This is a genomic window from Legionella donaldsonii, from assembly GCF_900452385.1.
Taxonomy (GTDB): domain Bacteria; phylum Pseudomonadota; class Gammaproteobacteria; order Legionellales; family Legionellaceae; genus Tatlockia; species Tatlockia donaldsonii.
The window spans coordinates 1058481-1070012 of sequence record NZ_UGOA01000001.1 but is presented as its reverse complement, the minus strand read 5'-3'; the positions used below and the strand labels follow the sequence as shown (position 1 = coordinate 1070012).

The window sequence follows — 11532 nt, the reverse complement described above, 5'->3', positions numbered from 1 at the left end:
CTTGTGAGGAGGCGATCAACAATCAAGTTAGCAGAGTACAATGGGTCAGGGCCTGACCCCATAGTCCTTTTAAAGCGACTGAATCACCGTCTTCAAAAACAACCCAAAATGAGATCGAAAATCCGAAGTAATACTGATTTTTCTATGAACTATTAACCGCTGTAGGTCAGGTTTTCATTCGATTATTTGACTAAGAAGGAAAGAGGTCGCTGTGGAAATTTTGCGTATCTGAGTACGACACTGTTATACATCGTAGGACATTTGCAGTGGTTTCCTGCGATAAAATTTATAATAAAATCAATCAACTATAATTGAAGGGGGTGACTGAGAATCCTCGTGTCGGCAGTTCGATTCTGCCTCTGGCCACCATGAGAATCACTAAGTTACGATAAATTCCCAGAATTTCAGCTTTATAGCAATTATCTCCCGTATTACCCAATCTCGACCTTAACTATCGGTAAGTGACATTCCTCTGACCAAGATAGTGTCCGAATAACCTTTTTCCATCCCCTTGCTATTCTTGGTAACAGCCTTTTCATGCGACGAAACACCGGTTTTGCAAATTGGATCGACAGGAGAAATTCCCAACATAGAAAAGAAAGTTAGCGTTCGATTGTTTTCTGCGACCTTAACAGTATTACTACCAACTTTCCTTTCGACGTAATGGAACTTCAGTGGGGAATAACTTCGTGCAACATACGCCTCTAAAGCTGCGTCTCTAATTGTTCTACCTTTATAGGGTCCGTTATTAAAACTATTTTTTACTCCGCTTTGTCCAAAAAAATACACGCCGTTGGTTGCTATAGGCACCCTTAATCCTGAAGGCATATTTTGGTTTATCTCAGGTAGAAATCGGCTCCTTGATAAAAAAATAGAACCATCTGTTTTTAATTTTTCTCGCTCTTTAGATGTAAACGGATAGGTATATTCAGAAGGATTTTGATTAATAACTAATTTGGGCAAGTTTCTTCGTAGTGGCATATTAGATTACCTTTATTACAGTTCGCGTTTTTAAGAGGCTCTTATGGGGTAATTATTTTACACTGTGGCCTTAAAACAATCAACAAACAGACCGCAGTATATAAGTCCCTGAAGATTTATTGGGGGTGTTGAAGTAACAAAGAGAATTTTGAGAGAGTCTTATCGATGTTGCTTACAACCAGGATTTCAACGCACGTCACAAAGGGAATTTTAAACTTTGAAGAGATACTTAATATTGAGTTAAAATCTTTTATCCATACTAGCTCACAAATAAAAAGCGAGAATAATTGTAAATGACAACACTCTACGAAACTTTAGGCGTTCAAGTTACAGCCTCTAAAGAAGAAATAAAAAACGCTTATAAAAAATTAGCGCCTCAATTTCACCCTGATAAAAATCCTGATAACGCAACAGCCGCAGAAAAATTCAAAGAAATTAATAAAGCTTATGAAATTTTGAGCGATGACGAACTTCGAAGCAAGTATGATGATGAAAATTTATGCTTTCACTTAACCTCTAGAGTTAAATTAGCTCTAAACACAATGCCAGTTTTTTTTAGTCCTTATGGATCAAAATCTGAATTTTTTAAATCTTTGGCCAGACCGGTTACGGATACTTTAGAAAACGGTATTATGACATTAGGCCATGCAGTGGGAACTATAGCTTATTTCGGAAAAATGGTTCTCATGTCGTTCCTTCCAGAAACCGAGCCTTTTGTAGAAAGTATGTCATACACTGGTTATCATCTTGCACTTACATTAGCTTACGGTGTTCTTACAGTTTTATCTCCTTTTATGGCGGTAGGCTCTTTAATTACACGTTCTGCCACCTCCCTATTATCATCCAATAGTGAAGGTCCTGAAGATAACAGTGTGAAATTACTTACTTATCCTGGGTATGGACTCTAGCAGTCATCTAGCGTAGCCTGGTTGCTTGCAACCAGGATTTCAATTTAATTCCCTATATCTCATCACCAAAATCAAAACCCTGAGAACTCTCTACTCCAATTTTTCGGTAACAAACCTTCACTGACATAGCGATGGAAACTTGAGTAAGGCCAGTCGATAACTTCTTTTACCAATCCGTGTTTCACCGGATTAAAATGAATGTCATTCACATGAACATCCTGGAGAGGTTATATAACTCCTGAGCCAATTTGATTTTCTATCTCTTAGGGCTAATGTAAAAAAACAGGTGCCGCCCGGCGTTTTTATCTCGCCTGTAATTGACCATGAGGTTGCTCTTCCTTAGGAACTTGCAACCAATCAATTAACATTTTTACATCGGGGAAAAAAATCTGAGCACAATACCCTGGTAAATCCTGGTTGCGAGCAACTAAGATAGATGGCTAAAAAACTTATATATAGCCTATCCGAAAGAGCGATCTCGCGACGAAGGCTCTCTCTACTGTGGCGCAATGCGCTTTGCGAGAGCTCTTTCGTTTCGCTCTGGATGCATTCCTTAAGTCAATGGCAGTGCTCCTCAGCCGAACGGTTCAAAATGAATAACAGAAATTCTCTTTGTTAATATTTAATACAATAAGCCCCATAGCTTGATTGCTATGGGCCACATTGCTGACTTAACTTAACTTGGTAGATAGTGCGGGGCAATCGCATTAATTTCGGACATTTCATCATCTGTCAAATAGCAATCCGCAAAAGGACCAACTTGACCATGCTCAGCATAGATACTTAATGGCAATTCAATCATGTTTGTACCTCTCTCCAGAGCTTTTTTCAATTCTAGACTAATATCTTTTACATCGATATACACAAAAACCGATGAATAGGATTTCTTTTCTAATAAAGCTTGTATGATGAAATTATTGGCATAAACCACTGGTTGGCTGATTTCTGGAGGCCAAAACACACATAATTTCTTGTTTCGGAATCGATTAAAATTATAAAGTAAATTTTCCTTACTATAAACAATAGAGCCTGTCTCCAATTGATTCTCACTGCGCAAGCAAAATAAAGGCTCCTTTACAGATAGATTAATGATTGGATTTCCATTTTTTGACATTAACAGAGGAGATACTTTCTGTCTAAACCAATAGGTATAACCGTAGGAAAATCCCAATATCGCTCCTCTGGGAATATCTTCTCTGGCATGAAACCGCTTATCAACCCCATAATTTGTTTGAATAACTTCATGGCGTAGATTATGGAATTGTATGTCTTTATACTGTGTTTCATCTATTTTCACTGGGGTCATGCCTTGAAGTTGAATTGGATCAAATAAATGCATACATAATGAACCCAGATCACCTTGGTGCTCTGCATCTAAACATTGTCCTGCACCAACCTCTAACAAGTATTGAGTTGTTAATCCTTTGATGTTTCCTTCAATGCCGCCATAGTTAAATAATATTTGATTCTTTTTGATATTCTTGTTGGCAAAAAGAGCGTATCCAAGTGGCGCATCGTATTTAACTATCCCGATACATGCAAGAGCCGATTCTTCTTTTATTATTATTTGTCTACCGGTATCAAGCTTTATTTGATCAAGAACTTCCTTTAACGGACGTTGCGATACATTCTTTATATTAAATTTCTTACCGCCGGTTAACTCGATAAAAGCGATTGTTTGCTGCGAACAGCCAGAATTAGCTGCTGGAATTCTTTCTTTTCTTTCTAACATTTAAATATTCTCCTAGATAATTGTGCGAAAATTTAACTAGAAAGATTACGATATGTCTCATTTAGACAACCTTATGGATACTACGTATATTGAGAACCTATAGGCAGCAATCGAAGCCTGGTTGCTTGCAACCAGGATTTCAATTTAACTCCCTATACCTCATTCCCCTCCCCTAAGAACTCTCCACTCCAATTTTTTGGTTACAAACCTTCACTGACATAGCGATGGAAACTTGAGTAAGGCCAGCCGATAACTTCTTTTACCAATCTGGGTTTCACCGGGTTAAAATGTATGTAATTCACATGAACATCCTAGAGAGGTTACATAACTCGTGAGCCAATTTGATTTTCTATCTCTTAGGGCTAATGTAAAAAAATAGGTGCCGGCGTTTTATCTCGCCTGCAATTGACCATGAGGTTGCTCTTCCTTGGGAACTTGCAGCCAATCAATTAACATTTTTACATCGGGGACAAAAGTCTGAGCGCAATACGCTGGTAAATCCTGGTTGCAAGCAACCAGGCTACGCTAGCTGATCAATTAACATTTTTATATCGGGGGCAAAAGTCTGAGCGCCATACGCTGGTCAATCCTGGTTGCAAGCAACCAGGCTACGCTAGCTGATCAATTAACATTTTTACATCGGGAGCAAAAGTCTGAACGCAATCCGCTGGTAAATCCTGGTTGCAAGCAACCAGGCTACGCTAGCTTGTGCCCTGATGCAAAATCTAAAATCTCAAAATTTTATAGGGAATAATGCCTTGGTAAAAGGCTTGCTCTTGTATTTGGGTTTTAGCATCTTAGAATCATTCAAGGTTCGATTCTTTAAAACCAATGGCTAATTTGATTTAAAAATAATCTTAATGGTTGTATGATTTGCTGAATGCCTTCTTTAATGTATTATTGCTACTTTATTTTATAAAAAATATGTAAATTGACATTTGAGTAAATTAAAAATGCAAAGTAAGCATGAGTCCCCTGCCAGCCGGCCTAATCCTGTTCAACCTGAATACTTGTCAGAAAGTATTCCTCTCAGCGAAGAGTTTATAAACCTGAAAATTAAATTGTATTCTGTGTTGGGAAGTATCAACAGAACGGGTAACCCCGCTTTTATCAGTACATGTCTTGACGAATGCCGTCAAATATTGGCTCCTGAAAATAACCCGATTCCTGCGTCTTACGCGCCCAAGCCTGCTGCTTACGTATTTGCACCACGCTCAGATGAGCAAAAATCCAACAAACGTAAAGAGCCTTCTGATAGTTGGACTGCCACCGCTACCAGTACCCCTGCCCATTCAAAAAGACGCGCTAAAAAAATAAAGACGGACAATAGGCCTCTTGCAGATTCAGAGAAAAGCAAGGAAAAGGCAACTGATGCAGATTCTGCGCCAACGGTTTGCGCAAAAAGTGGTGAAAAAACCAAAGGAAAAACCAAGAAGGTCACGGCAGTAAGAAAAATCATTTCACCTGACTTAATTCAATTTATTGAGTTGAAAAAGGCGAATAGCGCAGAAATGGAAGAGCAACAAAAGATCATATTGGCAAAAAATGCAAGATACTACAGCCGCCTTTCCATGGAGCATGTGTCGTCTATAGGTAAAAGAGCCGATACCCATAAAGAAATTAAACAGGGCTTTCCAGAAGAACTGAAACGAAAGTTCACCTACTCGCACCATATTACTTATCCATTTACGGTTAAAAAAATGGCGGATAGTTTACCTAGAAGCGAACTCTACAAAGATCCTGTTAAAAGGCGCAATTATATCGAGTCGCAAGTCATGTCGGTAGCTAAAAAAAATCCGGCACTTGCAGTACAAAATTTAATGTACTTATATCAACACCACCTCTTGTGTAACATCTATTTGCGAATGCATACAGGAAGTCAATTAGGTGATGTTATTTTACAAAGTTTGTCTCTTCAGGGATTTAATTTTGATAAAAATACTACAAAATCATTAAAATCAGCCTTTAACTCAAGTTACGATCAACTCGCCAGAAAACCGGTATTTCAAAAGCTTCGCATGATGCCTCAGGTAAATGTTAGCAGTGAGAGCGATGATTCTTTGAAAGGTTTGGAAGGTACTGATATTGCTTCAGTCACCTTAATTGAAAATAAAGAAAAAACGATAGAGCCCGGTGAAACTATTAATAGCCCATTTCCTAACTCAATCAAAATTGATAAAGACACTAACTTCTATGACGAAAAAGGAACATTAGTTGGTATTTATCGTCGAGGCATTATCCCCCCCGAGTTAATAAGCAATAAACTTAGGAATGATATTTCCAGTATCACTCAAATCACATTAAATAGAATTGGAGCGTCATCCAAGGTTGAAAAAAGCAATGTGAAACAAAAACGGTTAATCAGATCAGCGCCTTTTGGAATTGTAGGAGCAAGTATGGCGCGAGTAAGGCCCACGCTATTTTCTGAATCCAGGCCTGATATCGAAACTGAGATGAAGCCGATTGTAGAAATTGCAGATTCACTGTACCAGCAATGGGCACCAAATCAGTACCAACAGCGTTGTGAAGATCTGGGATATGCCAAAGCATTTACCCTGAGTGGTTCACGCCATCTGTTGACCATGGAAGCTAATTTCGACAAGCAAACTACAACTCATACGGATAAAAACCAAAAACGAATAAAGGGGTTAAATCCATTATTTGTTATTTACCCATCTAACCCGGCTCAAAAGGGGCCAGCAACTAAATCCTATAAAGGCGGCTATACTTTCTTTCCAGGGGTTCTTGTTCGTACTAACAACAGTTCTAATTCTTGCCATGAAGGTTTTTATGTGGACTTGGAAGAAGGTGATGTATTTTTATTTGATTTTGATAATTACATGCATTGTAATACCGATATTGAAGTTCCGGAAGAGGTAAGGCAATTGTGGCACCGCATCTCTTGCATTTTGTTTACTAAAGACGTCAAACAAAAGATTAAACCCCCAGCTATTTTTGAACATTCCGATGATGAAGACAGTGCCTACTTTGAGGAAGAGGCTGATTCACGTATGACAGATGCGTACGGTCAACTTCCAGGATATTTCGAGCCCTTCGACCAAAATAATATCCCGGAGGACTGGATGCAGGATTCTCAATGGGCAACAATGATTGGTGAGAAAGAACCCGATTTACCCACGACAGAAGCAGACTTTGCACCCCAGGAAGCAGCCGAGCAGGAAGCAGCCGAGCAGGATAATGAAAATCAAGAATCTATTGAGGTCAATCAGCCAGATCCTTTACCTGCCCAAGCTGCAAATAATGAAAAAATAGCAATTAAATATCTTGAGTCAATTGCCCCCCATCGAATACTGTTTTTCAAAAAAATGGGTTTATCTCAACCCACGAGCAAAGATTGCGTTGCAGATACATCTCCAAAAGTCAGTGGGGGCTAAGCGCTAATTACCCATAACTTTTGCTATTAATGCGTTTTTTATAAAAGATGCATGGAACAAGGATGATAGGGGAGCAATTAGCGGTTTTTGTTGAAAAGTCAAACAATAATTGTTGCGGCTCGCTTATATAATTGCACCAGCCCGCATTTATCTGTAAAAGTGGGAGCAAGCGTAGCCTGGTTGCTTGCAACCAGGATTTCAATTTACTTCCCTATACTTCATTCACCAAAATCACACCCGGAGGACTCTCTACTCCAATTTTTCGGTAACAAACCTTCACTGACATACCGATGGAAACTCGAGTTAGGCCAATCGATAACTTCTTTTACCAATCCGTGTTTCATGGGGTTAAAATGAATGTAATTCACATGAACATCCTAGAGAGGTTATATAACTCGTGAGCCAATTTGATTTTCTATCTCTTAGGGCTAATGTAAAAAAATAGGTGCCGGCGTTTTATCTCGCCGGCAATTGACCATGAGGTTGCTCTTCCTTGGGAACTTGCAGCCAATCAATTAGCATTTTTACATCGGGGACAAAAGTCTGAGCGCAATACGCTGGTAAATCCTGGTTGCAAGCAACCAGGCTACGCTAGCTTATTCAACAGGTGGCTTAATGTTGGTTTTCTCATCGTGCCTCTCCTAATTGAGGGAAAGGTCCGTGGGATGGTTCATTACATTCGAACCAACAAAAACTATTTAGGCTAAAATTCATTTTTCCACCCGTTAAAAAAATTTTAAAATTCATAGGGATAAAACGATATCGGCTAAAATAGTAGATTGCTGGCCGAAGCCCCAACGTACAAATCATGCCCTGAAGGCATTAACTGATTTTTTAGTGCGTTAGCTAACCCTTCCGAGATAAGCGCAAGATTTCGTGAGTTTGCTGTAACGATTACTGAACCTGAACGAGGACTTGAACCCTTGAACCATTTAGAATGTTCACTCATAAAATTTGCAATCGTCTTCTGAATATCAATTAATAAATGACTGCCTTCAGGAAAGTAAATATCAGACTCAAGCCCGCTACATTGCGGTAAATCAATCTTAAAATCAGGATGTAAAAGTTTTTGCGCTAAATACTCGCTATGAATAAGAGTCACTAATTTCTTGATAACTTCTTGTTTAACGTTTGTGGCCATATGCAACTGTGTACTTAAAGCAACAAAGCGTTTGGGCTTTTCCTCTTCTGACATCTTAAGTTCTAATACTTGTCCAGGTTTCTTTAGATCTAATAGGAGTTCCGAAGTCTTCATATTGATCTCCCGTAAACCCATACCAACCTCAACTATAAGCTCAAACAATTGATCAAGGATTCCGTTATAAGTTTCAAGATCTATGTTGTCTTTCAGAAAAGTCAGGGTATGAATGAGTAGACCTTTATAAGATTTGGCTTCGGGAAATCTCCAGGAGCGCAATTGGACCGATGCACGTTGCTCAAATTCTTTACGATAAAAAGAATCAGGCATGCTATCATCATAGACCAACGTATCTGGCATTAATGATAATTGGTCATGGTATAAAAATTTTCTTATAAAGGGAGGATACTCATCAAAGAGATCAGTACGCATCGCTGATTTGATAGCATTGCGCAAAAATTTCTTCATTGCTTCAGCCTGAGGATCCTTTTCTTTTATTTGCTTAAGATAATTTTGAAATGCTACGTGTAAAATTCTACATAGTGTCCTAATTAATTCGATTTGAAGAACTTGCCTCTGTTCAACTTTCTGGCGTAATTTGGCATCAAATAATGATTTTATGGAATTAGCAGTATGCCAAGGATATTCCTCTACTATTTCGATGAGATTATCACCTCTTTCTTTCAAACGCTCCCATGCAAGAATTTCCCTATATAAAATCGGATTTCTTTCTTCGTTAACCAAGTCTTCTAATAACAGTGAATGACGCTTTGGTGATGATAGACTATTGTCATCACTTTCAGTGAGTTCGTCCTCGATCGTGGTCAAGACTCCTTGGGTAACCTCATTGTTATCCTCAAAGACTTTGAGGGGAATTCGCTGTCCCTCAAGTATGACTTCAGTAGGTTCAGGTTCTTCTGTCGCTCTCGATGAGTCTTTATTTTTAAAAAAGCTGCTAAAGGATTTGGATACAGCCTTTCTAAACAAATTTCTCCTTCTTGACTCGGCCGGCGCCGCTTTAGGATAGTGATTACCAGAAGAACTCCCAACGTTACCATGCCAACTCGTTTGATTTATTTTGGGATCATAATTTTTTCTAGATAATTTAGAAGTTCCCAAACTATCTTCAGGTACGGGTAACTCCTTTTCTTTGCCTTTTAAACTGCTCGGACTAATGTCTCTAGCTGATAATGATTGTAAATCGTTATCGAGTGATTCATGATGCTGGTCATGAAAAATAACCTCAGGATTTTGATTTAATTGGCTATTTTTATATTTAGGATGTTTAGATTTTTCTTTACTGAACATTTCAGTCTATCCTTAGCTGCGAGGTATCCAGAAAGAGTATTATCGCCGATACAACCATCTTATGTCTAACTTAGAGATAGATTGTGGTTTTCTATTTGAGCACCAATTAATGACGTGGTCCAATAGATTTGACTATCCCAGTTAGGCCTGGTGTTTTGCGTCGGGGCAATTTTCAGACAACATTAATTCCCATTTGCGCAATGTAGATGTCATTACTACAATGTAACTATTTTTGGCTGATTGGACAAAATTATGTATTTTCAGCGCTTTCCTATTTTTGCGTCCCAATATTGTTGTAACTCAGATCATTATGGTTATAAATAACTCTTAAACCACTTCGTAATTAAGTTATAATCTCTTCTACTATCTGGGGAGGAGAGTACATTTTTTCAACGCCTAAGCACTGACGAAGCCAGGCATGAAGTAAAAGAAAAGCAATGAATTAAGCAAGAGGTCAAATGATGAGAAGTCAAGTTGAGGTCAAGCCAGCAGAAAAATCCAGTGTAAGCTTATGGATATCGAGAGATACGCAAGAGCCTATACTCGCTTTACAACGGCCAGATAAACTAATTCTAGTAACAGCCGTAAGACCGGTAGCCATCCCCACCGTACAGTCTTTTTCCTACTCTTGTTTGTTCTTTTGTGGCTGTCCTGACATACCCAAATTCCCCACAACCCTCCATCCCTACGAATTACAGATCGAAACAATATATATGAGCTGCCCGGATATCCCTATAGAAAGCCTCAGAGATCCCGTGTTGAAAATGGGTGAAATTGATAACCAATGCGCTGATTTGCTTGAAAGCACTATCTTGGGAGCTGAAACGCTCTTTGAAAAACATGATAATGCATGTACTTTGATTATTAAATTGATACGTCAATGTACTGACGAGAATATAAGGGTAGATTGGTCTAATGCCATATTGGGGATAAATGATGATTATAAGAGCGGGAGCATTTTAAGGCTTTAAGACCATTGCGATTGGTTATCCCTGTAGGACAAGAGAAGAAAGCGTAGATACTGTCTTTAAAAGCAAGCCCAATTTTCATTAAAAGGTTTGTTATTTTTAAGAACGCCAAAGATGATATGGGCTAGTTTACGCATAAAAGCACAGATAATTGTTTTTGGGGTTTTACCCTTTAGCTGTAGTCTGTTTACAAAGCAATGGAGAGCTTTGTTATATCGCTGGCAACCAAAGCAGCCATATAGAGAGCTTTTCTTAAACGACTATCGCCGAAAACAGCAGGCTTATAGCGATTGTTAATACATAGAGAACTATCCAATTTATCTTTGGCAATATCCACTGCTACAAATTCATATGCGCTCATGCTAATCTCCAATGGGCTGTAAAAATACTTGGGGTTATTTATCGTTGACCAAGCTTGCGAATACAGGCTTCTTTGACGGGCGGCCTAAGATACTGTTCGGTCGATTGATAAGTGGGGAGAAGGGCCTAATCTACGCTTCAGGCTCTTTTTGCCTTGCCTGTGGATCAAGCTCTCTTCTCCCATCCCAAGTGCCCTTGAGATTAAGCATTTCCGCCTACTTTTTAAAGATACAAGCCTGGGTGCAACCAGGATTTCAACATAATGCCCTATACCTCATTCATCAAAATCACCCCCTAAGAACTCTCCACTCCAATTTTTTGGTAACAAACCTTCCCTGACATAGCGATGGAAGCTTGAGTAAGGCCAGCCGATAACTTCTTTTACCAATCCGGGTTTCACCGGATTAAAATGAATGTCATTCACATGAGCATCCTGGAGACGTTATATAACTCGTGAGCCAATTGGATTTTCTATCTCTTAGGGCTAATGTAAAAAAATAGGTGCCGCCCGGCGCTTTATCTCGCCTGTAATTGACCATGAGGTTGCTCTTCCTTGGGAACTTGCAACCAATCAATTAACATTTTTACATCGGGGAAAAAAGTCTGAGCACAATACTCTGGTAAATCCTGGTTGCGAGCAACTAAGATAGATGGTATCCGAAAGAGCGACCTCTTGTATTTGAAATCTTGATGGGTTAAAGATTTTAGTTTCATTGCTTTGAGAGGCAATTATCCAACAGAA

General features: G+C 39.0%; 10 protein-coding genes. 3 read left to right on the top strand and 7 right to left on the bottom strand.

The genetic code is table 11. The annotated features are described in order from the left end of the window. Nucleotides 1–447 precede the first annotated feature (447 nt). Nucleotides 448–981: a hypothetical protein gene (locus tag DYC89_RS05060; RefSeq protein ID WP_115220784.1), complete on the bottom strand. Its 534-nt coding sequence runs from the start codon at nucleotides 979–981 to the stop codon at nucleotides 448–450. A gap of 293 nt (nucleotides 982–1274) precedes the next feature. On the opposite strand from DYC89_RS05060, the gene DYC89_RS16880 reads away from it, so the two are divergent. Further along, complete coding sequence (locus DYC89_RS16880; protein ID WP_115220783.1) at nucleotides 1275–1889, top strand: J domain-containing protein; 615 nt, start codon at nucleotides 1275–1277, stop codon at nucleotides 1887–1889. A gap of 71 nt (nucleotides 1890–1960) precedes the next feature. Here the strand turns inward: DYC89_RS16880 and DYC89_RS05050 are convergent, their stop codons facing one another. Together DYC89_RS05050 and DYC89_RS05045 are read right to left on the bottom strand one after the other, a co-directional pair. After that, the gene (locus DYC89_RS05050; RefSeq protein ID WP_220271769.1) at nucleotides 1961–2098 is read right to left on the bottom strand and encodes a hypothetical protein; all 138 of its coding nucleotides are present in this window, start codon (nucleotides 2096–2098) and stop codon (nucleotides 1961–1963) included. Nucleotides 2099–2565: 467 nt separating this feature from the next. Continuing rightward, complete coding sequence (locus DYC89_RS05045; RefSeq protein ID WP_115220782.1) at nucleotides 2566–3621, bottom strand: hypothetical protein; 1056 nt, start codon at nucleotides 3619–3621, stop codon at nucleotides 2566–2568. Between the two features lie 953 nt (nucleotides 3622–4574). On the opposite strand from DYC89_RS05045, the gene DYC89_RS05035 reads away from it, so the two are divergent. Further along, nucleotides 4575–7016 carry a hypothetical protein gene (locus tag DYC89_RS05035; protein ID WP_115220781.1) on the top strand — a complete coding sequence of 814 codons (2442 nt, stop codon included), beginning with the start codon at nucleotides 4575–4577 and terminating at the stop codon, nucleotides 7014–7016. A 218-nt stretch (nucleotides 7017–7234) separates the two neighbouring features. On the opposite strand, the gene DYC89_RS05030 is transcribed toward DYC89_RS05035, so the two are convergent. Then, nucleotides 7235–7384: a hypothetical protein gene (locus tag DYC89_RS05030; protein ID WP_220271768.1), complete on the bottom strand. Its 150-nt coding sequence runs from the start codon at nucleotides 7382–7384 to the stop codon at nucleotides 7235–7237. Between the two features lie 398 nt (nucleotides 7385–7782). After that, nucleotides 7783–9462 (bottom strand): hypothetical protein, encoded by a 1680-nt coding sequence (locus DYC89_RS05025; RefSeq protein WP_115220780.1) that lies wholly within the window; start codon nucleotides 9460–9462, stop codon nucleotides 7783–7785. A gap of 458 nt (nucleotides 9463–9920) precedes the next feature. Here DYC89_RS05025 and DYC89_RS05020 point away from each other — a divergent pair, with 458 nt between their 5' ends. Beyond that, nucleotides 9921–10433 (top strand): hypothetical protein, encoded by a 513-nt coding sequence (locus tag DYC89_RS05020; protein WP_115220779.1) that lies wholly within the window; start codon nucleotides 9921–9923, stop codon nucleotides 10431–10433. A 184-nt stretch (nucleotides 10434–10617) separates the two neighbouring features. Here DYC89_RS05020 and DYC89_RS16400 read toward each other — a convergent pair whose 3' ends face one another. Together DYC89_RS16400 and DYC89_RS16600 are read right to left on the bottom strand one after the other, a co-directional pair. After that, nucleotides 10618–10791: an IS110 family transposase gene (locus DYC89_RS16400; protein ID WP_147285476.1), complete on the bottom strand. Its 174-nt coding sequence runs from the start codon at nucleotides 10789–10791 to the stop codon at nucleotides 10618–10620. Between the two features lie 273 nt (nucleotides 10792–11064). After that, nucleotides 11065–11214 carry a hypothetical protein gene (locus DYC89_RS16600; protein WP_220271767.1) on the bottom strand — a complete coding sequence of 50 codons (150 nt, stop codon included), beginning with the start codon at nucleotides 11212–11214 and terminating at the stop codon, nucleotides 11065–11067. Nucleotides 11215–11532 lie beyond the last annotated feature (318 nt).

Bases quoted from the DNA above. Each gene is read 5' to 3' on its own strand.
- DYC89_RS16400 (WP_147285476.1), bottom strand. From the start codon at position 10,791: ATGAGCGCATATGAATTTGTAGCAGTGGATATTGCCAAAGATAAATTG.
- DYC89_RS16880 (WP_115220783.1), top strand. From the start codon at position 1,275: ATGACAACACTCTACGAAACTTTAGGCGTTCAAGTTACAGCCTCTAAA.
- DYC89_RS05025 (WP_115220780.1), bottom strand. From the start codon at position 9,462: ATGTTCAGTAAAGAAAAATCTAAACATCCTAAATATAAAAATAGCCAA.
- DYC89_RS05045 (WP_115220782.1), bottom strand. From the start codon at position 3,621: ATGTTAGAAAGAAAAGAAAGAATTCCAGCAGCTAATTCTGGCTGTTCG.
- DYC89_RS05020 (WP_115220779.1), top strand. From the start codon at position 9,921: ATGATGAGAAGTCAAGTTGAGGTCAAGCCAGCAGAAAAATCCAGTGTA.
- DYC89_RS05035 (WP_115220781.1), top strand. From the start codon at position 4,575: ATGCAAAGTAAGCATGAGTCCCCTGCCAGCCGGCCTAATCCTGTTCAA.
- DYC89_RS05060 (WP_115220784.1), bottom strand. From the start codon at position 981: ATGCCACTACGAAGAAACTTGCCCAAATTAGTTATTAATCAAAATCCT.